At 40.5% G+C, this 23939-nt stretch carries 30 protein-coding genes; 20 read left to right on the forward strand and 10 right to left on the reverse strand.

What is annotated here, in order from left to right:
* Positions 1-61 precede the first annotated feature (61 nt).
* The 8 genes from HUS26_RS05145 to phoU all read left to right on the forward strand — a co-directional run bounded on the left by HUS26_RS05145 (position 62) and on the right by phoU (position 8855).
* On the forward strand, positions 62-1300 hold the full coding sequence (locus HUS26_RS05145) for an MFS transporter (protein WP_173916132.1): 1239 nt from the start codon (positions 62-64) through the stop codon (positions 1298-1300).
* A 79-nt stretch (positions 1301-1379) separates the two neighbouring features.
* The gene (locus tag HUS26_RS05150; protein WP_173916133.1) at positions 1380-3491 is read left to right on the forward strand and encodes a penicillin-binding protein 2; all 2112 of its coding nucleotides are present in this window, start codon (positions 1380-1382) and stop codon (positions 3489-3491) included.
* A 162-nt stretch (positions 3492-3653) separates the two neighbouring features.
* Entirely contained in the window at positions 3654-4562 is a 909-nt protein-coding gene (locus HUS26_RS05155) for a phosphate ABC transporter substrate-binding protein (protein ID WP_173916134.1), read from the forward strand.
* Positions 4563-4700: 138 nt separating this feature from the next.
* A complete protein-coding gene (pstC, locus tag HUS26_RS05160; protein ID WP_173916135.1) occupies positions 4701-5621 on the forward strand; it encodes a phosphate ABC transporter permease subunit PstC in 921 nt (306 codons plus the stop codon).
* Positions 5621-6508: a phosphate ABC transporter permease PstA gene (pstA, locus tag HUS26_RS05165; RefSeq protein WP_173916136.1), complete on the forward strand. Its 888-nt coding sequence runs from the start codon at positions 5621-5623 to the stop codon at positions 6506-6508. The genes pstC and pstA overlap by 1 nt, the downstream gene beginning before the upstream one ends.
* A gap of 129 nt (positions 6509-6637) precedes the next feature.
* Positions 6638-7381, forward strand: a complete 744-nt coding sequence (gene pstB, locus HUS26_RS05170; protein WP_254434262.1) for a phosphate ABC transporter ATP-binding protein PstB — start codon at positions 6638-6640, stop codon at positions 7379-7381.
* Positions 7382-7415: 34 nt separating this feature from the next.
* The gene (gene pstB, locus HUS26_RS05175) at positions 7416-8174 is read left to right on the forward strand and encodes a phosphate ABC transporter ATP-binding protein PstB (protein ID WP_173916138.1); all 759 of its coding nucleotides are present in this window, start codon (positions 7416-7418) and stop codon (positions 8172-8174) included.
* Between the two features lie 21 nt (positions 8175-8195).
* Positions 8196-8855 carry a phosphate signaling complex protein PhoU gene (gene phoU / locus HUS26_RS05180; protein WP_173916139.1) on the forward strand — a complete coding sequence of 220 codons (660 nt, stop codon included), beginning with the start codon at positions 8196-8198 and terminating at the stop codon, positions 8853-8855.
* A 32-nt stretch (positions 8856-8887) separates the two neighbouring features.
* On the opposite strand, the gene HUS26_RS05185 is transcribed toward phoU, so the two are convergent.
* On the reverse strand, positions 8888-9385 hold the full coding sequence (locus HUS26_RS05185) for an endolytic transglycosylase MltG (RefSeq protein WP_173916140.1): 498 nt from the start codon (positions 9383-9385) through the stop codon (positions 8888-8890).
* Positions 9382-9744 (reverse strand): hypothetical protein, encoded by a 363-nt coding sequence (locus tag HUS26_RS05190; RefSeq protein WP_173916141.1) that lies wholly within the window; start codon positions 9742-9744, stop codon positions 9382-9384. Before HUS26_RS05190 ends, HUS26_RS05185 begins: the two co-directional genes overlap by 4 nt.
* Before the next feature lie 176 nt (positions 9745-9920).
* Here HUS26_RS05190 and rpmG point away from each other — a divergent pair, with 176 nt between their 5' ends.
* The 4 genes from rpmG (at position 9921) to HUS26_RS05210 (ending at position 12730) form a co-directional block, all read left to right on the forward strand.
* Positions 9921-10070 carry a 50S ribosomal protein L33 gene (gene rpmG, locus HUS26_RS05195; RefSeq protein WP_082233831.1) on the forward strand — a complete coding sequence of 50 codons (150 nt, stop codon included), beginning with the start codon at positions 9921-9923 and terminating at the stop codon, positions 10068-10070.
* 213 nt (positions 10071-10283) lie between these two features.
* Positions 10284-10856, forward strand: a complete 573-nt coding sequence (locus HUS26_RS05200; RefSeq protein WP_173916142.1) for a 5-formyltetrahydrofolate cyclo-ligase — start codon at positions 10284-10286, stop codon at positions 10854-10856.
* 55 nt (positions 10857-10911) lie between these two features.
* On the forward strand, positions 10912-11094 hold the full coding sequence (locus tag HUS26_RS05205; protein WP_173916143.1) for a hypothetical protein: 183 nt from the start codon (positions 10912-10914) through the stop codon (positions 11092-11094).
* 103 nt (positions 11095-11197) lie between these two features.
* Positions 11198-12730 carry a rhomboid family intramembrane serine protease gene (locus HUS26_RS05210; RefSeq protein ID WP_173916144.1) on the forward strand — a complete coding sequence of 511 codons (1533 nt, stop codon included), beginning with the start codon at positions 11198-11200 and terminating at the stop codon, positions 12728-12730.
* Here HUS26_RS05210 and HUS26_RS05215 read toward each other — a convergent pair.
* Positions 12714-13568 carry a hypothetical protein gene (locus tag HUS26_RS05215; RefSeq protein WP_173916145.1) on the reverse strand — a complete coding sequence of 285 codons (855 nt, stop codon included), beginning with the start codon at positions 13566-13568 and terminating at the stop codon, positions 12714-12716. The two genes, HUS26_RS05210 and HUS26_RS05215, sit on opposite strands and share 17 nt — an antisense overlap.
* Positions 13569-13716: 148 nt before the next feature.
* On the opposite strand from HUS26_RS05215, the gene HUS26_RS05220 reads away from it, so the two are divergent.
* The 6 genes from HUS26_RS05220 to fetB all read left to right on the forward strand — a co-directional run bounded on the left by HUS26_RS05220 (position 13717) and on the right by fetB (position 20105).
* Entirely contained in the window at positions 13717-15174 is a 1458-nt protein-coding gene (locus HUS26_RS05220; RefSeq protein ID WP_173916146.1) for a spore germination protein, read from the forward strand.
* A gap of 68 nt (positions 15175-15242) precedes the next feature.
* Positions 15243-15452 (forward strand): YqgQ family protein, encoded by a 210-nt coding sequence (locus HUS26_RS05225; RefSeq protein WP_173916147.1) that lies wholly within the window; start codon positions 15243-15245, stop codon positions 15450-15452.
* 5 nt (positions 15453-15457) lie between these two features.
* On the forward strand, positions 15458-16411 hold the full coding sequence (locus HUS26_RS05230) for an ROK family glucokinase (protein ID WP_173916148.1): 954 nt from the start codon (positions 15458-15460) through the stop codon (positions 16409-16411).
* Positions 16412-16625: 214 nt separating this feature from the next.
* Positions 16626-18485 (forward strand): LTA synthase family protein, encoded by a 1860-nt coding sequence (locus tag HUS26_RS05235; RefSeq protein ID WP_173916149.1) that lies wholly within the window; start codon positions 16626-16628, stop codon positions 18483-18485.
* 128 nt (positions 18486-18613) lie between these two features.
* Positions 18614-19300: an ATP-binding cassette domain-containing protein gene (locus HUS26_RS05240; protein WP_173916150.1), complete on the forward strand. Its 687-nt coding sequence runs from the start codon at positions 18614-18616 to the stop codon at positions 19298-19300.
* A 16-nt stretch (positions 19301-19316) separates the two neighbouring features.
* Positions 19317-20105, forward strand: a complete 789-nt coding sequence (gene fetB / locus HUS26_RS05245; RefSeq protein WP_173916151.1) for an iron export ABC transporter permease subunit FetB — start codon at positions 19317-19319, stop codon at positions 20103-20105.
* A 43-nt stretch (positions 20106-20148) separates the two neighbouring features.
* Here the strand turns inward: fetB and HUS26_RS05250 are convergent, their stop codons facing one another.
* On the reverse strand, positions 20149-20313 hold the full coding sequence (locus tag HUS26_RS05250; protein ID WP_173916152.1) for a DUF2759 family protein: 165 nt from the start codon (positions 20311-20313) through the stop codon (positions 20149-20151).
* Positions 20314-20475: 162 nt separating this feature from the next.
* Between HUS26_RS05250 and HUS26_RS05255 the strand changes: the two genes are divergently transcribed.
* On the forward strand, positions 20476-21099 hold the full coding sequence (locus tag HUS26_RS05255; RefSeq protein ID WP_173916153.1) for an MBL fold metallo-hydrolase: 624 nt from the start codon (positions 20476-20478) through the stop codon (positions 21097-21099).
* A 40-nt stretch (positions 21100-21139) separates the two neighbouring features.
* Here HUS26_RS05255 and HUS26_RS05260 read toward each other — a convergent pair whose 3' ends face one another.
* The gene (locus tag HUS26_RS05260; protein WP_173916154.1) at positions 21140-21385 is read right to left on the reverse strand and encodes a DUF2626 domain-containing protein; all 246 of its coding nucleotides are present in this window, start codon (positions 21383-21385) and stop codon (positions 21140-21142) included.
* Between the two features lie 372 nt (positions 21386-21757).
* Here HUS26_RS05260 and HUS26_RS05265 point away from each other — a divergent pair, with 372 nt between their 5' ends.
* Positions 21758-22141, forward strand: coding sequence for a Spx/MgsR family RNA polymerase-binding regulatory protein (locus tag HUS26_RS05265; RefSeq protein WP_173918745.1), 384 nt, complete (start codon positions 21758-21760; stop codon positions 22139-22141).
* Positions 22142-22168: 27 nt separating this feature from the next.
* Here HUS26_RS05265 and HUS26_RS05270 read toward each other — a convergent pair whose 3' ends face one another.
* The 5 genes from HUS26_RS05270 to comGC are packed head-to-tail and all read right to left on the reverse strand — an operon-like array spanning position 22169 to position 23934.
* A complete protein-coding gene (locus HUS26_RS05270) occupies positions 22169-22537 on the reverse strand; it encodes a hypothetical protein (protein ID WP_173916155.1) in 369 nt (122 codons plus the stop codon).
* The gene (gene comGF, locus HUS26_RS05275) at positions 22506-22949 is read right to left on the reverse strand and encodes a competence type IV pilus minor pilin ComGF (RefSeq protein WP_173916156.1); all 444 of its coding nucleotides are present in this window, start codon (positions 22947-22949) and stop codon (positions 22506-22508) included. Before comGF ends, HUS26_RS05270 begins: the two co-directional genes overlap by 32 nt.
* On the reverse strand, positions 22906-23223 hold the full coding sequence (locus HUS26_RS05280) for a prepilin-type N-terminal cleavage/methylation domain-containing protein (protein ID WP_173916157.1): 318 nt from the start codon (positions 23221-23223) through the stop codon (positions 22906-22908). The genes comGF and HUS26_RS05280 overlap by 44 nt, the downstream gene beginning before the upstream one ends.
* A complete protein-coding gene (locus HUS26_RS05285) occupies positions 23213-23647 on the reverse strand; it encodes a competence protein ComG (RefSeq protein WP_173916158.1) in 435 nt (144 codons plus the stop codon). The genes HUS26_RS05280 and HUS26_RS05285 overlap by 11 nt, the downstream gene beginning before the upstream one ends.
* Entirely contained in the window at positions 23644-23934 is a 291-nt protein-coding gene (gene comGC, locus HUS26_RS05290; protein ID WP_173916159.1) for a competence type IV pilus major pilin ComGC, read from the reverse strand. Before comGC ends, HUS26_RS05285 begins: the two co-directional genes overlap by 4 nt.
* Positions 23935-23939 lie beyond the last annotated feature (5 nt).

Genomic DNA, 23939 nt, shown 5'->3' on the forward strand with positions numbered 1-23939 from the left:
TGTATATCTCCATCTCCTTTGATCACACTAAGGAAAGATAAATCAAAGGAGATATTCAATTATGATACAAAAGCTGAAAACATGGTTGTCGCAAGAAAATGTCTCTAAAGATTTAATTTTACTGCTGGTGATCGGCGGGTTATACTCGCTTGGTATTTTTCTATCCAGTACCTTTGTGAATGTTTATCTATGGAAACAATCTAACAGCTATACAGATATCGCATTATATAATTTATGCATTTATATTATGCAGCCGATTACTTTTATTGTTGCAGGGAAGTGCGCAAAAAAGATCGACCGGGTCATTGTACTGCGGGCAGGCGTGACGGTACTTTCCTTGTTTTTTTTAACTGTGCTTTTTATAGGAGACAATGCTGCACAGTATAATTTGGTTCTCGGTGCTTTACTAGGGGTGGGATACGGATTTTACTGGCTGGCTTACAACGTGTTAACTTTTGAAATCACAGAACCAGATACCCGGGATTTTTTTAATGGCTTTCTGGGAATTCTTCAGTCCTTCGGAGGCATGACAGGACCGCTGTTTGCCGGTTATGTCATTTCGCGCATGAACCAATTCACAGGCTACACGGTGATTTTTGCGATTTCCTTTAGTTTTTTTATTGTAGCGGTCGTGATGAGTTTCTTCTTGTCGAGGAGAAAAGCAAAAGGTAATTTTTCGTTTAAACGGATTATTTTAGAACGGAAGTATAACAGCAATTGGAACAAAATTTTAAAAGCTCATATTTCTCAAGGGTTTCGGGAAGGGACTTTTTTATTTGCGGTAACCATTTGGATTTATCTTGTAACCCGTGATGAATTTTCACTTGGGATCTTTAACCTTGTGTATTCTGGGTTTTCACTGCTTTTTTATTTTTTAGTTACCCGCTGGATAAAGCCTGGAAAGAGGAAGAAAGCCATCTTTCTTGCGGGACTGTCCCTCTATTTGTCCGTTCTGCTGCTAATTTTCAGTGACAGCCTGTCTCTGATTTTATTTTATGGGGCGATTGCCGGTGTATTTTTCCCTGTGCTTTTTGTTCCGTATCAGTCCTTAACTTATGATGTGATTGGGAAGTCATGGAATGCGGGGGAAATGAGGATTGAATATATTGTAGTGCGGGAAATTTTTCTCAATACAGGGCGAATCCTTTCGATCTTCATTTTTTTATTAGCCATCGTTTTTATTCCACCGGAAACAGGAATTCCATATATCTTGCTTTTAGTAGGAGGAGGTCATTTCTTTATCTACTTTTTCATTAAAGATATACATTTCACGCCTAAAGAAAGTGTGCAAAATAGCTGAATCTCCCACTAGTTCTTTACTATCAAAAAATGCTATACTGAAGTTTAGATAATTTTTTTGAGGTAAGGGAGAGGAACCGATGGGGAAGAAGAAAGCTGGCAGGAATAAGTCACATTTGCCTTTCCGTTTAAATATCGTATTTTTTGTAGTGTTTCTGTTGTTTGCCATTTTAATTTTACAATTAGGCGTTGTACAGATTTTAACTGGTGAGGCAGCACAGGAACAAATTGACCGGACGGAGAATACAACGACGACTATTCCTGTTCCTCGAGGGGAGATGTACGACAGGTTTGGTCGTTTAGTTGTAAACAATAAGCCTCTTTATTCCATTACATATACACCGCCAAAAGGGGTACAGCCAAGGGATCGTTTAGAGCTGGCTGAAAAACTTGCACAGTACATTGATATGGAATATGAAGACAAATTAACGAAACGAGACTTAAAGGATTATTACTTTTTAAAGAATGAAGAAGTGATCACCCAGCGGGTATCAGAAGAAGAATTAGAAGGCCTGGATAATGGCGAAGTGTATAAGGCGCAGCTTGATACCATTACAGAAGAGGAAATTAGCAGCTTTGATGGTGAGACTAAGGAAGTTATAGCTATTAAGAAAGAACTGGATCAGGCTTACGCACTTGCGCCTCATGTCGTTAAAAACAAAGGAATATCTGAGCAAGAATATTCTACGGTAGCTGAACATTTATCAGAACTGCCTGGTATTAATGTGACGTCTGACTGGGATCGTGAGTATCCATTTGATGATATGTTTAGAAGTTATATAGGAAGCATTACAACTAGTGAGCAGGGAATACCGGGGGAGCAGGAAGATTATTATATGTCGCTGGACTACAGCCGTAATGACCGCGTTGGAATAAGCGGACTTGAAGAACAGTATGAAGAAGTGTTACGCGGCACGAAAGAAAAAGTTCAGTATACGACAGATAGTGATAACAATGTTGTAAACACAGAAGTCGTCCGCGAAGGTTCGAGGGGGAAAGACCTCGTATTGTCCCTCGATATGGAGCTTCAGCAGGAAGTAGACAAGATCGTTGAAGAAGAGCTGGTTAAAGCCATTGAACAGGAACCGGCAGCAAACCGTCACATGGAAAATGCGATTGTTGTCATGGCAGACCCTAACAATGGAGAGATTTTTGCTATTTCAGGCAAAGAATATAACCGTAACCGTGAGCCGGGAGAAGACAAAGTAACGAACGTCGGCCACCATGCGCTTTATAATTCCTATATGCCTGGTTCGACTGTAAAAGGAGCCACAGTGCTGACTGGGCTGGAGGAAGGAGTCATTAGTCCAGGAACATATGTAAATGATAGAACTCTTCGCTTTGCAGGCTCGCCGAATAAGAGCTCTTATCGTTCGGGCATCGGAAATGTTAATTATTATTCCGCCCTGCAGCAGTCTTCCAACGTTTATATGTATTTCATTGCGATGTGGATGGGCGGTCACGAATACGTGGAAAATGGGAATTTAAACTTAAAAAGTGATACGCTGCAGCGATTCGTCTATCACTTTAACCAATTTGGACTTGGAGTAGAGACAGGAATCGATTTCCCATACGAAGCTCGCGGATTTGAAGAAATGGAGTTCCCGAATCCAGGGGTAGTGCTTGACTTTGCGATTGGCCAGTACAGCACGTATACAGCAATGCAGCTTAACCAGTACGTATCGACCATTGCAAATGGAGGTAATCGTGTCCGGCCTAAGCTGGTCAAGGAAGTTCATAACCCTAGTCAGGATGGAGATGGACTCGGTCCGCTTTACAAGAAATACGATACGGAAGTTATGAACCGCGTCACCATGGACCAGAGTGACATCGAGCGGGTTCAGGAAGGTTTCCGGGCAGTATTTCAATCGGGAGGAACAGCTTACAGCTATTTTAATGATGCTGATTACCAGGCAGCCGGGAAAACAGGGACAGCCCAGCAGAGGAAATATTACACGCAGGATGATGGAGATTCAGTAGGGTATGATACCTTAAACCTGACGATGGTCGGGTATGCCCCTTATAATGATCCTGAGGTCGCTTTCTCGGTTATCGTTCCATTTACCGGGGAAGACTCGAGCACGAGTATTAATGGATATATCTCCCGCCGTATACTAGATGCTTACTTTGAGCTGAAAGAAGATCGGGCGGAAGAAGGAATAAAAAAAGATCTAACAGAAGCAGATGAGTGATGCCTTAAGCGCATCACTCTTTTTTTTGTTTATACTAAATAACCAGGAGGAAAGATTGAATTTACAAAACCTTAACGTTGAGTATATATAGGGTTAAAACTCCTCTCTTAATATAGGGACTGTAAGCGAGTTAACTAAAATAGAGATGTGGGGGATTTAGAAATGAAAAGAATTAAAAAGTTTGCATTGTTATTTGCTTTTATACTAGCAGCTGGAGTACTTGCTGCATGCGGTTCATCTGAAGAATCTGGCTCAGGTGAAGGAAGCGGCGGCGAAGGAGAATCCGGTTCAATCACAGTGGGCGGATCAAGTGCTATGCAGCCATTAGTGGCAGCAGCTGCTGAACAATTCATGTCAGAAAATCCTGACGCTCAAATTAATGTACAAGGCGGAGGAAGCGGAACTGGACTAAGTGAAGTTGCAGCAGGCAACTTTGACATTGGTAATTCTGATTATTTTGCTGAAACAAAAGAAGATATTCCAGCAGATGAACTGGTTGACCACAAAGTTGCAGTTGTAGGCATGACCGCAGCAGCTCACCCTGAAGTTGGTGTAGACAACCTTTCAAAAGAAGACTTAAAAGCAATCTTCACAGGCGAAATTACGAACTGGTCTGAAGTTGGTGGAGCAGATCAGGAAATTACCATAGTTAACCGTCCTGATGGATCTGGAACCCGTGCAACGTTTAATGAATTCGGTCTTGATGGTGAAGAACCTGCTGAAGGAATTACGGAGGACTCTTCAAACCGTGTAATGCAAATTATTAATGATACTCCTGGAGCTGTAGGTTACTTGTCTTTTGCTTATTTTGAACTGAATAAAGACATTATTCCAATGGGTATTGATGGAGTAGAACCTACGGATGAAAATGTCCAATCAGGAGAATTTCCAATCTGGGCTTATCAGCACAGCTACACTAAAGGTGAGCCGGAAGGTCTTGAAAAAGAATTTCTTGATTATATGATGAGCGAAGAGGTTCAAACGTCTCTTCTTCCAGAACAAGGATACATTCCATCAACTAAAATGGAAGTAGAACGTGACGCTGAAGGTAACGAATCTGAAATTGAATAAAATAGTAATTTAGGATGTAAATAGGGAATCAACACGGGTTGGCCGGTTCGTCTACTTCTTCACATTGAGAAACAGTTTCTCATGTAAAAAGTAGGCTTTCCGTTCAGCCCATTTCCCATGCATTAGGAGGAGTATGTTATGGCGAACGCCCAGAATTCTGAGAGAAATAATCATAGATTGTTGAAAACGAATCGTTCTTCAAGCAAACAAAATGAAACACGAGGTAAAATTCTTGTATTTTCAAGTGCGGCTTTGGTTATCGTAGCAACCATCGCCATTACTTTATTTCTAGGTTATAAAGGAATCAGGACGTTTTTTGCCTTTGATGTAAGCTTATGGAACTTTCTAACAACCACGGGATGGGATGGAACTGAAAATAGTGGTGCCTTTTCTTTTATATTTGGTTCTTTTGCTGTCACTTTTTTAGCTGCTTTATTTGCAGCTCCTTTAGGAATTGGAAGTGCGATCTTTATGACAGAGATTGCGAAAAAGTGGGGACAAAAAGTACTTCAGCCAGTGATTGAAATTTTAGTAGGAATTCCATCTGTAGTCTATGGTTTAATCGGGGTTACTGTCATTGTTCCCCTCATCCGGAATAATTTTGGAGGCTTAGGCTTTAGTCTGCTTGCAGGGATGATCGTTGTAGGGGTTATGACACTACCAACCATTACTAGTATTTCGGCGGATGCCATTAAAGCCATTCCTGATGATATTAAAAATGCATCGTATGGCCTGGGAGCAACAAGATGGCAGACGATCTATAAAGTTATTATTCCAGCAGCGCTTCCTTCCCTCATGACTGCTATTGTATTGGGAATGGCGCGTGCATTTGGTGAAGCTTTAGCTGTACAAATGGTTATTGGAAACGTGAGAGGTCTTCCTTCATCGATCACTGATTCAGCTGCTACGCTGACATCTATCATTACTCTGGACATGCCGCATACTACTTATGGAAGTGTGCACAACAGTTTACTATGGTCTCTTGGACTAATTTTATTAGTGATGTCCTATGTGTTTATCATTATTATTCGCGTGGTGTCCTCAAGGAGGAAAGTTTAATGAATAGACGATTAGTCAATAATTTAGCAACTTCAGTGTTTATTCTATGTGCGGTCCTTATGACGGCCACATTAGTGTACCTTTTAGGTTATATTTTAACGAGTGGGTTATCCTACGTGGATATGTCCTTTTTAACTTCTGATTCCAGTTCATTTATGGAAGGTGGAGGGATTAAGAACCAGCTATGGAATTCCTTCTATATCCTAATTGTAACGCTTATTCTTTCAGTGCCCCTTGGTATATTAGGCGGAATTTACCTTGCTGAGTATGCTCGGGCTGGGAAATTAACGAATGTCATTCGAACTAGTGTAGAAGTTCTATCGTCTCTGCCATCTATAGTAGTGGGGATGTTTGGTTTATTAGTATTTGTACAATATATGGGGTTAGGTTATTCCATCATTGCAGGATCGCTGGCACTAACGGTTTTCAACCTTCCAATTATTGTAAGAGTGACAGAAGATTCGATCCGTTCGGTACCTGGCAAACAAAAAAATGCCAGCTTGGCATTAGGTATAACTCACTGGCACACTGTAAAGACTGTATTAATTCCAGCTGCATTTCCCGGAATATTAACAGGAATCCTCTTATCCGCCGGCCGAATCTTTGGTGAAGCAGCGGCCCTGTTATTTACCGCTGGTTTGTCGACTAATAATTTACAATTTAACACATGGAACCCTTTTGACAATAATTCACCTTTAAACCCTTTTAGATCAGCTGAAACACTTTCTGTTCACATTTGGAAGGTTAATTCACAAGGGATTATGCCAGACGTTGATGCGATAGCGTCAGGTTCTGCTGCAGTGCTTATTATCTTTGTCCTCATCTTTAATGTAACAGCACGTGTTATCGGCAATATCATTTTCAAAAAGATCACTGGTTCTAAGTAGGAAGGGGATAAATGACTAATGGCAAAAGTTAATGTTAAATCCAAAGGTAATAAACAAGAGCAACAAAGGTTAAGTCATAACAAATTCAGCCTGGAGAAAAATAGGCACCAGGAAGAAAATTCTGAAACCCTGCTTGATTTAAAAGATCTTAGTGTGTTTTATGGAGATAACCAGGCAGTTAAAAATGTTTCGATGCCTATTGAAAAAAATAAAGTAACAGCTTTTATTGGGCCCTCAGGATGTGGGAAATCAACACTTTTAAGAACAATTAACCGAATGAATGACCAAATTCGTATTGCCCGCTATGAAGGTCAGATTAACTATGAAGAATTAAATATTTTAAGAGATGATATCGATGTTGTTGCTTTAAGAAAAGAAATTGGGATGGTTTTCCAAGAGCCGAATCCATTTCCTAAACCGATTCGGAAAAATATAACTCATGCGCTTAAGTTCATGAAAATGTCCAAGGCAGATATGGTTGAAATGGTAGAGGATTCTTTGAAACAAGCAGCCTTATGGGATGAAATAAAAGACAGGCTGGATGATTCCGCATTGTCTCTTTCAGGCGGACAACAGCAGCGGTTATGTATTGCTCGCGCTTTGGCATTAGAGCCAAAAGTGCTTTTACTTGATGAACCTACTTCAGCCTTAGACCCAATATCAAGTGCTAAAGTAGAAGATCTAATTATGGAATTGAAAAAACACTACACGATAGCTGTAGTTACTCATAATATGGAACAGGCCGCAAGGATATCAGACAATACAGCTTTTATGTACAACGGAGATTTAGTTGAATTTGGCAATACGTCAAATTTATTCACTAATCCCAAGGAAAAACGAACAGAAGACTATATTTCTGGTAAGTTCAGCTGATATTGAAGTGATGACATTAAAAAGGATGAGTTAAATGGAAAAGCATTCTTATAAAGTAGAAAATCTCAATCTATGGTATGGAAGTAAACAAGCCCTATATGAAGTTAAGATGGATATTCCTACAAATAAAGTAACAGCCATCATCGGTCCATCAGGCTGTGGGAAGTCAACTTTTTTAAAAGCTTTAAACCGTATGGTTGAAATGGTCCCTGAAGTAAGGGTTTCTGGAAAGATAAATTATTATGGAGATAATATTTTTGATTCGAGTTATCACCCGGAAGAGTTAAGAACGAAAGTAGGGATGGTTTTCCAGCACCCTAACCCATTTCCTAAATCTATTTATGAAAATGTTGTGTTTGGAGCTAGAATCCAGGGTATTAGAAAAAAAGCAAAGCTGGATGAAATGGTGGAAAGAAGTTTAAAGCAGGCGGCTATTTGGGATGAAGTTAAAGACCGCCTCCACACGAATGCGATGGGGCTTTCGGGTGGTCAGCAGCAGAGAATTTGTATTGCTCGAGCGATTGCCAACCAACCAGATGTTATCTTAATGGATGAGCCGACTTCTGCCCTTGACCCGATCTCAACTCTAAGAGTAGAAGAGTTAATTCAGCAGTTAAAAGAACAATACACGATTGTAATTGTTACTCATAACATGCAGCAAGCTTCTAGAGTATCGGACAAGACCGCTTTTTTCTTGAACGGAGAGCTTGTGGAATATGACAATACAAACCAGATATTTTCAAATCCTCAAGATAGACGCACCGAAGATTATATTAGCGGAAGGTTTGGATAATAACAGAGGAGGAACCTGGATATGCAGACACGACGTTTTTTTGTGGAAGAATTAGAGAAGCTGAAAGTAGAAGTGGAAGAATTAGCGGAGGATACGAAGCAAGTCCTGAGAAATTCTGTAGATGCTCTTTACAATAGTGATTTAAAAGTAGCTCAAAGTATTATAGACAATGACCATGTGTACAACAAGAAAGAGCAGCACATTAATGAATCGGCTTTAATTATGATTGCCAAGCAGCAGCCGGTAGCTTCTGACTTAAGAAGGTTAATCGTAGCTATTAAGATCTCGACAGACTTAGAGCGAATGGCAGACCATGGAAAAAATATTGCAAAAGCTACTTTATTTTTAGGGGAGAATCCGCCTATTTCCATTCACTCTTCGATTAGGGAGATGATGAATCTATCCCTGGAGATGGTAGATACGGCAATTAATGCATATCATTTGGAGGATGTTTCTTTTGCTATGTTATTATCTGAGAAAGATGATAAGGTGGATGAGCTATATGGACGTATCACAAAAGATTTATTAGAAATGACGGCAAGCAATCCAGATCAAATTCAATATATTATGCAGACAGCTTATACTTCAAGATATATTGAGCGATTTGCCGATCATATTACAAACATTGGGGAAAGCATTCTTTATTTAATAAAAGGTGTTTCGTATGATTTAAATGATTAGAAAAAACAGGGAAGCTTAAGCTTCCCTGTTTTTTATTGTCTCGTAATTTTATCGGCAATTTCGTCTCTGTTCATTTCTTCAACAATTTCGAATTCGCCGATTTGTACGTATTCTGTTAAATTGCGGTCATCTAAGTAGATATTAAAAGATTCAGCGCTATCGATAAAACCCTTATCTTCAAGGATTTGGCTGATTTCTGTTGAACTTGTACCTGCGTTAACCACTAGAGTATAGGTAGATGGTTTTTCATCAACCTGTTCTTTATCCTCTTTTTCTTCTTCTTTTACATGATCTTGTGCTTTTTCTTCTTTTACAATTTCTTCAGCTTTCGCCGCCATCGATTCCAGTTCGGCAGCCTGTTCCTCGGTTAGTACGTGATAATTCTTTGATTGTAATTGATCGATCATTTTTTCATCGGAGAGGGCCGTTACAGTTTTAGAAGAACTATCAGGTGAAGTGATGAAGAAGACGCTTATTAAAGCCGTAGCGGTTAAGAGACCGATGGAGAAAAATTGCAGGGGCTTCTTCATTTTCTCACACCCTTAACTTCCAGCTGACTGACAATCGAATGCACATCTTCTACATTTAACTGTGTTTCTTGGGCGATGCGTTCTTTAGAATAGCCGCCTCGATACATACTTTGAATAGTCTGCTCTAAACGAGGCTTTGAAAAGTACTGTTTTTTCGCGGGCAGGCCGCTTTCATCTCCCGACAGCAGTTCTTCCTCTAACACATTCAATTTTTTCTTTACTTGATATGTATCTTGCATGGCTTGAATGGACAGCTGTTCTACTTGATCTTCAACATCTTTAAGGCGATCGTTCATGAAAAACGATGCGATTAACAGAATAACGGCCACTGAAGCTAGAGTAATTAATACGGTCGTCATTTCTTTCACTCCTCTCATACCACGTACAGTTATACCACATCCTGAAGAGGATATCTATTGATTTTTTTCACCTGATCGAATACATACTTGAAAGCTGAGCAAAGTTTTGGTACGATAAGTTAGTCTGATTATGTGATGAAAGACAGTGAATAGATTTTTGATTTGGAGGGATAATGATGCGTGTAAATGTTACACTTGCTTGCACTGAAACTGGTGACCGTAATTATATTACTACAAAAAATAAGCGTACGAACCCAGAGCGTATTGAACTTAAAAAGTACAGTCCGCGTCTAGGAAAGCATACGCTTCACCGTGAGACTAAATAAGCAGCAGGGGATTCACTCCTGCTGTTTTTTTTATATTTGACGTTGTTAATCGACATTGTTGATATTGGATAGAAAAGTAGGTAGTTCTGCGAGGCTCCTGCGGAAAAACGAGCGGTGCGAGACCCAGCAGCGCTCGTTTTTACGAGAAGGCTCGGTCGTTCGTCTGCTTAATAGCGAACGGGTGTCTCTTTTCTTATTTAATGGAGGGGTATTATGAATAAAAAAGCATTAAGAGAGCATGGAAAGCTGATTTTGAAGTCTTTTTCCCCAGAAGAAAAGCAAAATTTCCAGCAAAAGATCCACAGCAGGCTGTTTTATTCTGAGAGTTGGAAGAAAGCTAAGTCAGTCGCCGTCACGGTTTCCTTTAAGCACGAATGGGACACTTACTCCATCATAGAGAAAGCCTGGAAGGATAATAAACAAGTGGCCGTGCCAAAGTGTGATCCTAAAACTAAAGAAATGACGTTTTATCTCTTACATAGTTTTGAGCAGTTAGAAACCGTCTATTACGGTCTGAAAGAACCTTCACCGGAAGTCTCCACTCCGATAGTAAAGGACGAAATTGGTTTAATAATTGTGCCCGGCCTTCTGTTTGATAAAGAAGGGTACCGGATTGGATACGGCGGCGGATTTTTTGACCGCTATTTAATCGATTATGAAGGGGAGACAGTTTCATTATTATCAACCCGACAGCTTATTGACAAAGTCCCTGTGGAGCCATTTGATGTAAAAGTAAATCAGCTGATTACGGAAGAAGGCTTATTATCCTGCGAAAGGGAAGAATAATTCCAGGTATCCATGCTCATCCTACCTTTAAACAGACTGTTTTAGGAGGAACCGCATGAATGCCTTTAAAGTTCTACTGCTCATTTTGTTTCCTGTAGGTGTAGCCGGTTATACGTTTCGTAATCGAATTGTTTCTTTTGTTGCTGCTGTTCCTGTACTTCGTAAATTTGCGGTTCGCACAACGATGCGGATCCCATTTATAAGGAAGAAATTCATGGGACAATTATTTCGTTCATAAACTTTGTTAAAGACTGCTTGCTCATCAGGCAGTTTTTTTGTGAGCTTTTTTGGGCACATTTAGTAAATAAGCATGATAAGATCGAAGAAAGGAGGGGTGATGGGTGTACATTAAACAAGAGTATTATTTATGGAAGCTTGCCCATGAGCTGGTCGGTCATGATGGGTTTGAGATCCTCCATGTGGAATCGGAGAAAAGTGAGGTATGGCTGGAAAAAGAGCATAAAGGAGAGCGTCATATCTATCGGCTGCTTCATGGTGTGTTTAACTGGAGAAACGAGATGAAGCGGGATATTGATTATGTACTGCAGCAAATTAAGCAGAATAGCAGGCTTCTGGGCGGGAGAAATGTTCACGTCCACTGCCTCTATATTTCTGAATACCCTCCTGTTGATGAGTGGGAAAATGTAAACGCAGATCCTGCCGGTTATATAAAAAAACTTCACATCCATTACCTTGATGATGAAGAAAAACAAAGAGAACACGAAGCTTTTTCCCCTGTCTTATCGTCGCCGCCTGTCATTCCTGATCAATTGGATGAAATGGAACTGGAAAGGCAGGCTGGTTATTTAAAGCAGCAGCTATATACCATTCAGCAGAGAAAGATCAAAGAAGCGCAGCAGGTTTTCTCTTTTGGGACGCCTAAAATTACTTATATTCTGCTTGCAATTAACCTTATGATGTTTGCGTGGCTTGAGATGTCCGGAGGGAGTACATCTGTCGTTACGCTTATCGAGTTAGGTGCCAAGTATAACCCGGCTATATTAGAAGGAGAATGGTGGAGGATTATCAGTTCAATGTTCCTTCACATAGGGATCTTTCATTTATTAATGAACATGCTGGCGCTTTATTATTTAGGATCAGCAGTAGAAAGGATTTACGGCTCCCTAAGATTTTTAGTTATCTATTTTCTTGCCGGTATTTTCGGCGGGCTGGCAAGTTTTGCTTTTAATCCTAACGTGGCAGCCGGAGCTTCCGGGGCGATTTTCGGACTATTTGGTGCACTGCTTTACTTTGGTTTAAAAAATAAACGGCTCTTTTTTCAGACGATGGGATATAACTTGATTTTTATAATTACGATTAACGTTGTATTTGGATTTGTTGTTCCTCAAATAGATAACGGCGCTCACCTCGGAGGATTGCTGGGCGGATTTCTAGCTTCGGCTTCGGTTAGTCTGCCGAAAAGAAAAGAGGGAATGAAGCAGGTTCTCGGAGCTGTGGTTTATACGGCTGCTGTTCTTATACTTATTTTCAGAGGCCTATCAGGAGTTCAAGGAGAATACGGGTTGACGGAGCTTCAGTTCTCACAGGAGCTGATTGACCAGGAGAATTATGAAGAAGCGATCAGCCGTACGACCAATGCCCTGTTAAAACCGGGGGAGTATGAAGCAGAATTGTTATTCAACCGGTCCTTTGCTTATACACAGACTGACGAACTGGACCTTGCCCAGTCTGATTTAGAAAAAGTTATAGAGCTTCAGCCCGACATGGCTGAAGCTCACTATAACCTTGCTCTTATCTATCAGCAGAACAAGAAGATTGAGCTGGCTCAAAAGCATTCGCGTGAAGCTGCACGATTAAATCCGGATCATGAGCAGTTCATTGAATTAAAAGAAGAACTTAATAGTATTGAATAAGCTGATGATTCTTCCCCTGGTCATCTTCAAACAGTACCATTAAATGGGTGCCTTTTTTATCGAACAGCAGTAAAGGCTCGTAGCTTTGAATCGGGTGGCTGGACTCCGAATCTTTTATACCGAGCACATAATTTTTATAAAGTCCTTCCCACAGCTGACCAGAAATTCTGTCAAACTGTTCAGGATCCGTATAAGGGAAAGGGTTTTTTTGTGTGTAGTTGGCCAGTTCAGTAAGAGGTGCTGTAATATATTGATCGGTGGAAAGCTGATAATATTCCATCAGCTCTGCCCACTGGGCTTCAAGCTGCTGGTTAATGGAATGGTCTAATTTTTTCTGCCATTCTTCTTCCTCTTGTGATTTAGGTTTATGAAAAGCAAAACGTTTGGTATGGGGAGAATCTATGATATAGAGACGGTCATTTGATACAGCCTGGATGCTTTTAATCGTATCATCTTCATGGTATTCGCCATGGTGAACGGAGAGAGCTTCATATCTTTTTGTATCTTCCCCATGCAGAAAAGACACTTTATGGATTTCCTCAACGTCCTGCTTCCACTTATTCACGACACCTTTTAACCTTCCGTTTACGAATAAAAGAGATACATCCTGTCTCAAATAGGCTGGCTCATCACTTTTAGAAAAGATTTCCCATTCGATTTCATATTCATCGTCTCCTTCGCTTTCTTTAAAAGCGAGAGTAGTGGAAGCTGTCTCAAATTTTCTTTCTTCATCAATAGGAAAGTATTTGATGACAGACAACTCCTTATGGGAGAAATGAAAGTATGTGATGACCACTCCAACGAGAAAAAGTCCGATATATAACCAGATGTATTTCATTACATCCACTCCCTTAATAGCTCTATGTAACCTTATGAAAAAGAAAGAGAGGACATGCTAAAAAAATTCATCATCTATGGAAGAAGCGTATTTTTTCTTTCTAATAGTACAACCTAATTTTGATAAGGGACGATTAGGGGCGGATACAATGAACAAAAAGAAACAGCCATTATTCAATCATTATGATGAGAATATAGACTATTTAACTGACTACTTGGGTGTAAATGAAAGCTTTGATGTTATTCATCTCGATTTGGTATATGCGAACCGAAGAATGTCTCTTTTTATGGTGGATGGATTTGTTAAAGATGAAATTCTACACTATTTAATGAGACTTCTTTCACGGCTTGAACCAGATGAAATAGAGCCGGACCCTCTGGAAAAATTATTTAAAACCCATCTGTCATACGTTGAATTAGATAGAGTAAAGGATCTTAATCAGGCAGGTGACTTAGTCCTTGCTGGACCGACTGCATTAGTCGTGGAGGGCATCGATGAAATAATAATGATCGATGCCAGAACTTATCCTGTTAGAGGACCTGCAGAACCTGACTTGGAAAGAGTGGTTAGAGGTTCACGTGACGGATATGTCGAAACAATCGTATTTAACACGGCGCTTACCCGCAGAAGAGTAAGAGACCGCTCGCTGCGTATGGAATATATTCAAATCGGGAGACGCTCACAAACCGATGTGTGCCTTTGTTATATAAAGGAAATTGCTGATGATGACAGAGTCGAACATCTGCGGCGTGTGCTTCATGAAATTGATACAGATGCTCTCCCGATGGCGGAAAAAACGATTGAAGAATTTATAAGCGGGCGCCACTGGAATCCTTACCCCGTGATTCGATATACCGAGCGGCCGGATACAGCTGCCGCACACCTTTATGAAGGCCATATTCTTATTATTATTGACGGGTCACCAAGTGTAATGATTACTCCGGCTACCTTCTGGCACCACATGCAGCATTCAGAGGAATATCGCCAAAAGCCTCTTGTGGGAGCATACTTACGCTGGGTGAGGTTTTTCGCTTTGTTTGTTTCCCTGTTTTTATTACCGTTATATTATCTGTTTTCCATACAGCCTGACCTATTGCCGGTTAACTTATCGTTTTTAGGTCCGGAAGAAGTAGGGAAGATCCCGTTGATGTTACAATTCCTCATTGCTGAAATAGGTATTGATATGCTGAGGATGGCTGCGATTCATACACCGTCTTCCTTAGCTACTGCTTTAGGGCTGGTAGCTGCTATCATGATCGGGCAGGTAGCGGTAGATGTGGGTATATTTTCTATAGAAGTAGTTTTGTATTTATCGATTGCTGCCATAGGTACTTTTGCAACACCGAGCTATGAAGTCGGCCTGGCTGACCGCATCACTCGGATCGCTCTGCTGTTAATTACCGGCTTCTTCGGGGTTAAGGGCTATGTGATTGGAATGACTTTTTGGCTTCTTTACCTTACACAGATGCAGACATTTAAGACACCTTATTTCTGGCCGTTTATGCCTTTTTCTTTAAGAGCCTTTCGGGATATACTGATTCGCTCTCCGATTCCTTTGAAAAATCGAAGGCCGGTGTTTCTGCATCCAAAAGACCCCGACCGATAATTTATCGGCCGGGGATTTTTACGTTTTCATTAGAGTGTTCGATTGGTATAATAAAAAAGGTGATTAAAATGAAAACAATCTATGATGTGCAACAACTATTAAAAAAGTTCGGGACATTTATTTATATAGGTGACCGCCTCGCTGAGCTGGAGCTGATGGAGCAGGAGGTTATGGAGCTTTACCAATCGCAATGTCTTTCTAAAGAACAATTCGAAATGGCTATATTACTGCTGAGGTCAGAGATAGCTGTACAAAAAGATAAAGAAACGGGAGAGTGATGAGGATGAAAGAATTATACAGTATTGGAGCCGACATCGGAGGAACGACCGTTAAACTGGCGGTTATTTCAGTAGAGGGGAAAATTATAAAAAAATGGGAAATACCAACCGATACATCGGATAAAGGAAAAAATATAACTTCCGATATTAAAGATGCTATTGAGCAGGCATTAAAAGAACTCGATATACATAAATCTTCTATATTAGGAATTGGAGCAGGAGCGCCTGGGTTTGTGGATTCGAGCACAGGCTACATAAATGAAGCCATAAATATTGGGTGGAAAAATTTCGATTTCGGAAACGAACTCCAAGATCTGACCGGACTGCCTGTCTGGGTAGATAACGATGCAAACTTAGCCGCCCTTGGAGAAAACTGGCTCGGTGCCGGACGTGGAGTAGACAACTTAATCGCTGTGACTCTTGGAACAGGCGTCGGCGGCGGGATTATCGCTAATGGAGAAGTAATTAACGGAGCTAATGGGACAGCGGCAGAAATTGGCCATATGCTCGTCAAAACCTCAGGAGGGGCTCCGTGTAACTGTGGCCGAAGCGGCTGCCTGGAGACAGAAACTTCAGCCACGGCCATCGTGAGAAAAGCCGGAGAAAAATTGGAAGAATATCCGGACTCGAAACTGTCTAAGATAAATAACATTACGGCTAAAGACGTTTTTCAAGCGGCTGCGCAAGGAGATCTAGCTGCTGAAGAGGTGTTAAAAAACGTTACTGACACGTTAGGCCTGGCACTTGCTAACTTAACAGTAGTGACAAATCCAAATAAGATTGTTCTTGGTGGAGGTGTGTCTGCAGCAGGTGACCAGCTGATAACTCCATTAAAAAAAGCCTATGAATCCTATGTTCTTCCTCGTGCCGGCGAAGCCTGCACCTTTGAATTGGCAGAGCTCGGAAATGATGCCGGGGTTATTGGAGGAGCTTTCCTAGTGAAACAGTATCATAAGTAAGAAAGTGTAGGGGTGGTCCTTACGTGAGACGTCTATGTATCGTCTGCAACGTTTAAAAAGCAGCGAAACTACATTTAATGAAACTTTTGTGGTACGATATTCGTCATAATAAAGGATACGGTTTGAAAAATATCAATCGTGGAATTTAATATAAAGAAACATCTTAGTGACTGCAAATTTGTTTTGGCGTTGCGGGGTGAAGGAGGACAACACCATGCAATTTAATAGATTGCGAATACCCTTATTTGTAATTGCATCTTTTTTATTTGGACTGAAGACCTATTTTGTCTATAGGTTTATGTTTGACCTGTCCATTGAAAATGCTCTGCAGGAATTTATATTGTTTTTAAACCCATTAGCAAGTGCTTATCTCGTCTTTGCTATCAGTGTCTGGTTAAAACCTAAAAACCAGTTAAGATACTTACGATGGGTGATGATCATCGGGACGATTATCTTATATTTAAACCTTGTGTTCTATCGGAATTTTACAGATTTCATAACCATCCCTGTATTATTTCAAGGAAATAACGCAGCAGATTTGACTTCCAGCATTTTAACTCTCATCCACTTTGAGGATCTATTGCTGATCGTCGATATTATCATTGTCTGGGTATTAAGTAAAAAGCTTGACGAACCGGCTGTTATATTCAACCGTCATGCGAAAGTTGCGGCGACGGCGATTACGTTTTTGCTGCTGGCCGGAAATGTTGTAGTAGCGGAAATCGAACGTCCGATGTTATTCGTTCGTGCTTTTGACAGGGAATATCTAGTGAAAAATATCGGGGTATTCAATTATCATGTGTATGACGCGACGATGCATACGAAAACAAAAGCTCAGCGGGTTTTCGCCGATGGCAGTGAAGTCAATAGAATCGGTTCCTATATGAAAGAGGAAACAGGATCGAAAGAACCTTCAGAAATGTTTGGAGTAGCCGAGGGCAAAAATGTGATCTTTGTGAGTGTGGAATCCTTTCAAAATTTCCTCTTCGATACGGAAATCAACGGAACAGAAACCACTCCTTTCTTAAATGATCTTAAGGAAAGCAGCGACACGATCTGGTTTAAAAACTTTTACCACCAGACGGCTCAAGGTAAAACTTCGGATTCTGAATTTATTGTAGAAAATTCAATGTATCCTTTAGACCGCGGGGCCGTTTATTTTACGCATGCCCAAAATGAATATAATGCCCTGCCGGAGATTTTAGGAAATAACGGTTACTATTCATCTGTGTTTCATGCGAATAATAAGAGCTTTTGGAACCGTGATGTAATGTATGAAAACATTGGGTATGATCACTTTTATGGGGAAGACTCATTTGAAGAGACACCAGAAAATACATTTGGCTGGGGATTGGAGGATAAGGAGTTTTTTGAACAATCGATTCCTTATTTAAAAGATCAGGAGCAGCCATTTTACAGTAAATTTATTACGTTAACCCACCACTTTCCGTTTGAATTACCAGAAGACAGAGCCAATATCGATATGTATGATTCCGGATCTCAAACGTTAAACCAATATTTTCAGACAGCCAGATATACGGATGAAGCGATCGAGGAGTTCTTTGCTGATCTGAAAGAAGCGGGAATTTATGAAGATTCAATAATTGTTCTAATGGGCGATCACTACGGCATAAGTGAGTTCCACAACAATGCCATGAGTGACTTCCTAGGAAAAGAGATCACGCCTTATGAGCATATCCAGCTTCAGAGAGTGCCCTTTATGATTCATATCCCAGGGTATGAAAAAGGGGAAGTCCGTGAAGAAGTCGTCGGGCAAATTGATGTAAAGCCGACGCTGCTCAACCTGCTGGGCATTCAGGATAAAAAGGATTTAACTTTCGGATCAGATATGTTTTCAGAAGATCGCAAGAACTTCATAGCCATGCGTGACGGAAGCTTCGTAAGCGATGAATATATTTACACAGATAGTATCTGCTACGAACGCGAGTCCGGAATAGAAATACCTCCGGCGGAAGAAGCCTGCCAGCCTATCCAGGAAAAAGTGGATAAAGAACTGCAGTATTCGAATGACATCATTTACGGAGACTTATTCAGGTTCTATGATTTCAAATAAGGTATTACAGCCGTTATGGGTCCTGCCCATAGCGGTTTTTTGCTTAATGCCTCTTCAATTAGGGTAGGTATAAGAACGTGTCATTTAGTAAAAGATTTACATAGACGAAAGGGCGGGAGACGAGCTATATGTTTAAATTTGAAAGTGTTTCGCATGGTCCTTTAAAGGATCTGACATTCAATATTGCAAAAAAGGAACGAGTGATATTATTTGGCCCATCCGGTGCCGGAAAGAGTACACTGCTGTTTTTATTTAATCGGCTGCACAGTCCTGAATCGGGAACAATTTACTATGAGGACGAAAATATAGATAAGCATCCTGTGTCTGAATTAAGAAAAAAAGTGGGACTGGTTCTTCAGGAACCCAATCTTTTTCCGGGGACCGTTTTAGAAAATATAAAATACGGACCAAGCTTATTTGGTGAATGGGAAGTAAAGCAGGCAGAAAAGCTGATGGAATATGTTCAACTTCCATCAGCTTACTTAGATAGGGACGTAGAACAGCTTTCCGGCGGTGAAAAGCAGCGTGTGTCGCTGGCGAGAACCCTGGCCAATCAGCCTGAAGTGCTTTTATTAGATGAACCCACTAGTGCGCTTGATTACCGGACAGCTGAGGAAATTGAAGAAGTATTGGATCAGCTGATTGAGCGGAACAATTTAACGATGATTATGGTCACTCACAATTTAAAGCAGGCGAAAAGACTAGGTAATCGTGGAATTTTTTTAACGGATGGAGCCATAATGGAAGATGGTAAAATTCCAGACATGCTCACCCATCCGAAGTCTCAGGAACTCGAGGCTTTTCTTAAGGAGTAGAGGGAGGTAGACGTTTATGGAACCGGAAATTTCAAACCAGTCATTATTATTTCTTATTGTTTTTGTATTAATTCCTTTATCGCTGTCATATTTGTATCAGCTTGGGATGAGCAAGGATATCGTTTGGTCTTCCATCAGGGGGACGATTCAGCTTTTTGCCATTGGATACTTACTCACTTATTTATTCGATCTGCCCGCACTAGTGGGCATTCCGATTATGATTAGTATTATGATTATCGTGGCTGCTTTTCACGCGCGAAAAAAGGGGAAAGAACTGCCGAATGTCATATGGTATTTATTATTCGGCCTGATTGTAATTGAAGCTGGGGTACTCAGCATGTGGCTTTTATTTGATATGGTCCAGTTTGTTCCGTCTGAAGTGATCCCAATGAGCGGTATGGTTATTGGAAACAGTATGGTTGCAATGGGGCTTGCTCTGGAGCGGATGAAAAATGAGTTCAAAGAAAATAATGGTCGCTTATTAGCTGCTCTTTCCTTAGGAGCCAAACCGAAGAATGCTTCCAAGCTGATCGTCCAAAAGACTTTAAATGCCGCACTGATTCCAAATGTCGATCAGTTAAAAACTATTGGGCTTGTTCAGCTGCCGGGTATGATGACCGGCTTAATTTTGGGTGGAGTAGAACCCGTGATGGCAATTAAATATCAGCTTGTCATATCATTGAGTATTTTTTCATCTGTTTCAATCAGCGCAATGTTTATTACCCTTGCTATGTATAGATATTTCTTTAACGAAAATGAACAGCTGCTTCAAACAGAAGAAGAAATTCAGGCACAATCACATTAAAAAAACCAGCTGCCTTGAAGAGGGCAGCTGGTTTTTTAACGGCTTAGCCGAATAAGTTCGCATAAATTGTCATTACGGAGAACCATCCGAAAATAAGAGCTGACAATGCCGCAAAACCTACAGCAAAGAAATTTTTAGTTTTAATTTCACGAAATACTGCAAACACGCACAGAATCGTAACAAGTAGTAGAAGAATGGCTGTAAACATGCTTATGACCTCCCATACGCTTTTCTTTATTATCACCGCAGAGTTATGGATGTTATACTTACTCTATGTAGCGCTTTTATCTCCACTTATTTTATATGAAAAGCGCTGATTTGTCGAGTCTTCTACTGTGAATTTATTATGTTAAAAAAGAGGTGTCGGTATATGTTGAAAATTTCCAGGCTTCCTTTAGGGCCATTAGGAACGAATGCTTATATTTTATCAGAACAAGGCAAAGCCATTATCGTTGATCCTGGCGGAGATTTCAAAAAGCTGAAGCAATGGATTGAGGAAAAAGAGGTGGAGGTGCTGGCGGTCCTACTAACTCATGCCCACTTTGACCATATTGGTGCAGTTGAGGAAGTGCGGAAAGCCTATAATTCACCTGTTTATCTGCACAAGGCGGAGCATGAATGGCTGACGGACAGTTCCTTAAATGGTTCCGCGTTTTTCCAAATGGGAGAAATTACAGCTGGCCCCGCTGATTATGACTTACAGCCAGGTCCAATGGAGTTAGGACCATTTACATTTGAAGTCCGTCATACGCCGGGACATTCACCTGGAAGTGTTTCTTTAGTTTTTAGGAACCAAAGGTTTACAATCGGAGGAGATACCCTTTTTCAGGGCGGCATTGGCCGTACAGACCTGCCGGGCGGAAGTCATAAACAGCTGATAGACAGTATTAACAGTCAGCTCCTCAGTTTAAGAAATGATATGAGAATTTATCCCGGACACGGAAGCCCGACAACAATAGAGGCAGAAAAAGAAAATAATCCTTTTCTGCGGTAATAAAAAAAGCCTGTTATCCGAAGGAGGATAACAGGTTTTTTTAGTGCCCGCCAAATGAAGGTACGAGAATAAAAGATGAGTAGTACGTAAAACCAATCATAAACACTGTCAGGTATGAGAAGAATATGTATACATACATACGTTCAGACAGCTTTAGAAAGCCAATTGTAAGGAAAAAGGCCGTTTGAGCAAGAGATAAAAATGCTGCTTCCATCATGTCTCCCGTGTAGAACATGACAGCAAAGATACCCGTCCAAAAAGCCAGCATTCGAAACGTGCGATCCATGCTTTTCCCCCTCCTTTTTCATCTAACATCGTAAAACTATCATTCATATTATAAACGACTGCTCACAGATTGTAAATAAAACGGGTGAACGAACTTTTAATATGTTTCCTCAATATGATTTTTTTAAACGTTCGTTACCTCTTTTTTATTAGAGCTTACTTGTTTCTTCGGGCTTAAATGCCTATTTTACTGAAGGAATCTGGCTGTCCTCCTTGCTTTTTTATCGGGATTATCAACAACTTCGTTCCAAAGAACCATACATTTTATAAAAAAATCGAAAAACGTCGAAAAAAGAGGTTTAAATAATTGTACAAAGGTTATACAATGACTATACAGAGAGCGATCTCGACATTACTTAAAGGAGCGATCATGATGGAAGGATTAACGTTTTACAGCTACCCTAGTTGCACATCTTGTCGCCGTACGAAAGCTTGGCTAAAGAGCCAGGATATCCCGTTCAAAGAACAGCATTTGTTTAGAGATACCCCAAACGCCGACGAGCTTAAACGGATTCTTTCCTTAACAACAAATGGAATTGATGAAATTTTAGCGAAGAGAAGCAAGGAATTTAAAAAACTTAGTATAAATGTAGACGAACTATCCATTAATGAGTTCCTGGAGCTTGTTATCGAGAAGCCTAAGCTGCTGCGACGCCCGATTCTTACTGACGGTGAGAAACTGGTTGTCGGCTACAATGTCGAAGGTCTTCGCGGAATTACGAATAAGCGCAGGGAGCTCAGCGAGCAAATATCTTAAAATGATATCATACGTTTTTTCCCCACACTAATTAGGTGTGGGGTATATTTTTGTAATTTTCTTTGATTTTCCATTGTCGAGCTCTAGATCATATGCACACTCAACGGTTTCATTTGAAAGCGTCTCACAGCCTACCATGGCAAAGCCGTTCGGCAATTGATAGGAAGCTGTGACCGGGAATTCTGCCCATTCCTCAGACTGAAGAAACCGGCTTTGTGCGTAGGTAAATAAATTTTGCAGCTGGGAATAGTTTGTAAGAGACTCTGTTGATAAAATTTGATTTTTATATTGGTGAGCTGTAAATACCGTAATCATAATCATAATAAATGATGCGATTAAGAACCACGGAAAAATAAATCCCTTCTCATTCCTTGGGAAAGTATACAACTTTTTCATAAACCCTCCCTTCTTCAAAACTAAGACGGATAATTAACTGGTTTTCTTCTTTTATAAATGAATGGGAGATAATCTGCTGTAGTAAAAGCTCGTGTCCGGTTCCATTAACCTGACGGCGGATGTCCTGATTGTATTTGGAGATTTTAATCAATCGGTTCTCCGGATCAGTAATTAATAATTCTTCATTCTTAACCGTCCAAGCCTTACTCGTATTTAACTCGTCTTGGATAAAAGTAAAGTACTGAAAGGCACTCATTTCTTCAGTGTAAGCGGGGCTGTCATATAATTTCAAAATCGGCAGACAAAAGCTGAGAAGGATGGATAGGACAGTTAACGTCATAATGGTTTCTAATAAAGTAAAGCCATGACTACTGAAGAGGGGAGTACATACATATTTCTTTTTTCTGATCACGGTATCCCTCCCATACGGCACATCCTTCTATATAATCGGAAGACAGGAAGAATTCATATTCCACCCGTTCATCCTTAACTGAGAAAGGATAAGAAGCGTCGGAATTTAACTCGGAAATCTTCTTCTCCAGTTTTAATATTGTGCTTCGCTCGATCGAAAGGTATTTTTGCTCCATTCTCAGCTGACTTAAAGAAGGCAGTGTAAATAGAATGATAATCATCAGAAGACCGAAAGCACTAATGACTTCAATTAACGTGAATCCTTTATTGTTCATCAATCCTCACCCGGCTTTTTCCAAAAGGAAAAGTAATTTTATAGCTTGTGGAAGAAGTGACAATTTTCATCGTACCCGGCCGTTCGAGAGTACCTGAGGAATTAAAGCGAAGAGGCATACTTAAGCTTTGCAGTTCGATCGTCCAGTCTGAAGGGAAAGAGCGGGTAAACAGCGCTTCCTTCTTTTTATAGTCGTATAGATAGTAATCTTGTGAAGCAGGACGGATCATAATCCAGTAATTGGGGTGGTCCTGCATCGTCAGCTGCTGGGCCAGCAGCAAATCACTCTTCAGCTGATTTAGATGAAGAGACGTTTGCGTATTTTTATAGATCTTAACAGGTGTTGGAGCCGCAAGAAGAAGAAGGGTCGTAATCATGGTAAGCACAAGCACGACTTCGCTTAGTGTGTAACCACGGTCATTCATCCGTTTGGCAGCTGTACTTTTTCTTCTAAGGGATCGCCATTAGGACATTCCGCTGAGTTTAAATATCCTTCAGTTACTAGAGCAGTAATGGATTCTGGATAATTATCATGATCAATATAATAAGCTTCTATCTGCGCTTCAGCTGTCAGCACTAGAGCTTCGCACCCTTTTTCACGGACACTATCCGTGTTATTCGTCAGGTTCGGAATGGCAATCATAAGAAGTACCGAAATAATAAGCAGTACGATCAGCATTTCAATAAGAGTGAATCCTTTTTGATTAAACATGAGTC

The sequence above is a fragment of the Halobacillus sp. Marseille-Q1614 genome (assembly GCF_902809865.1).
GTDB lineage: Bacteria > Bacillota > Bacilli > Bacillales > Halobacillaceae > Halobacillus_A.

Excerpts from the sequence above, each read along its gene's own strand:
- fetB (WP_173916151.1), top strand. The coding sequence starts at position 19,317 with ATGGAACCGGAAATTTCAAACCAGTCATTATTATTTCTTATTGTTTTT.
- HUS26_RS05200 (WP_173916142.1), top strand. The coding sequence starts at position 10,284 with ATGAATAAAAAAGCATTAAGAGAGCATGGAAAGCTGATTTTGAAGTCT.
- HUS26_RS05250 (WP_173916152.1), bottom strand. The coding sequence starts at position 20,313 with ATGTTTACAGCCATTCTTCTACTACTTGTTACGATTCTGTGCGTGTTT.
- HUS26_RS05215 (WP_173916145.1), bottom strand. The coding sequence starts at position 13,568 with ATGAAATACATCTGGTTATATATCGGACTTTTTCTCGTTGGAGTGGTC.
- pstC (WP_173916135.1), top strand. The coding sequence starts at position 4,701 with ATGGCGAACGCCCAGAATTCTGAGAGAAATAATCATAGATTGTTGAAA.
- HUS26_RS05280 (WP_173916157.1), bottom strand. The coding sequence starts at position 23,223 with ATGAACAATAAAGGATTCACGTTAATTGAAGTCATTAGTGCTTTCGGT.
- HUS26_RS05230 (WP_173916148.1), top strand. The coding sequence starts at position 15,458 with ATGAAAGAATTATACAGTATTGGAGCCGACATCGGAGGAACGACCGTT.
- HUS26_RS05190 (WP_173916141.1), bottom strand. The coding sequence starts at position 9,744 with ATGACGACCGTATTAATTACTCTAGCTTCAGTGGCCGTTATTCTGTTA.
- HUS26_RS05265 (WP_173918745.1), top strand. The coding sequence starts at position 21,758 with ATGGAAGGATTAACGTTTTACAGCTACCCTAGTTGCACATCTTGTCGC.
- HUS26_RS05235 (WP_173916149.1), top strand. The coding sequence starts at position 16,626 with ATGCAATTTAATAGATTGCGAATACCCTTATTTGTAATTGCATCTTTT.
- HUS26_RS05145 (WP_173916132.1), top strand. The coding sequence starts at position 62 with ATGATACAAAAGCTGAAAACATGGTTGTCGCAAGAAAATGTCTCTAAA.
- phoU (WP_173916139.1), top strand. The coding sequence starts at position 8,196 with ATGCAGACACGACGTTTTTTTGTGGAAGAATTAGAGAAGCTGAAAGTA.
- HUS26_RS05150 (WP_173916133.1), top strand. The coding sequence starts at position 1,380 with ATGGGGAAGAAGAAAGCTGGCAGGAATAAGTCACATTTGCCTTTCCGT.
- pstA (WP_173916136.1), top strand. The coding sequence starts at position 5,621 with ATGAATAGACGATTAGTCAATAATTTAGCAACTTCAGTGTTTATTCTA.
- comGC (WP_173916159.1), bottom strand. The coding sequence starts at position 23,934 with ATGTTTAATCAAAAAGGATTCACTCTTATTGAAATGCTGATCGTACTG.
- HUS26_RS05205 (WP_173916143.1), top strand. The coding sequence starts at position 10,912 with ATGAATGCCTTTAAAGTTCTACTGCTCATTTTGTTTCCTGTAGGTGTA.
- HUS26_RS05185 (WP_173916140.1), bottom strand. The coding sequence starts at position 9,385 with ATGAAGAAGCCCCTGCAATTTTTCTCCATCGGTCTCTTAACCGCTACG.
- HUS26_RS05285 (WP_173916158.1), bottom strand. The coding sequence starts at position 23,647 with ATGAATGACCGTGGTTACACACTAAGCGAAGTCGTGCTTGTGCTTACC.
- HUS26_RS05220 (WP_173916146.1), top strand. The coding sequence starts at position 13,717 with ATGAACAAAAAGAAACAGCCATTATTCAATCATTATGATGAGAATATA.
- HUS26_RS05240 (WP_173916150.1), top strand. The coding sequence starts at position 18,614 with ATGTTTAAATTTGAAAGTGTTTCGCATGGTCCTTTAAAGGATCTGACA.
- HUS26_RS05270 (WP_173916155.1), bottom strand. The coding sequence starts at position 22,537 with ATGAAAAAGTTGTATACTTTCCCAAGGAATGAGAAGGGATTTATTTTT.
- HUS26_RS05155 (WP_173916134.1), top strand. The coding sequence starts at position 3,654 with ATGAAAAGAATTAAAAAGTTTGCATTGTTATTTGCTTTTATACTAGCA.
- HUS26_RS05260 (WP_173916154.1), bottom strand. The coding sequence starts at position 21,385 with ATGGATCGCACGTTTCGAATGCTGGCTTTTTGGACGGGTATCTTTGCT.
- HUS26_RS05225 (WP_173916147.1), top strand. The coding sequence starts at position 15,243 with ATGAAAACAATCTATGATGTGCAACAACTATTAAAAAAGTTCGGGACA.
- HUS26_RS05255 (WP_173916153.1), top strand. The coding sequence starts at position 20,476 with ATGTTGAAAATTTCCAGGCTTCCTTTAGGGCCATTAGGAACGAATGCT.
- rpmG (WP_082233831.1), top strand. The coding sequence starts at position 9,921 with ATGCGTGTAAATGTTACACTTGCTTGCACTGAAACTGGTGACCGTAAT.
- pstB (WP_173916138.1), top strand. The coding sequence starts at position 7,416 with ATGGAAAAGCATTCTTATAAAGTAGAAAATCTCAATCTATGGTATGGA.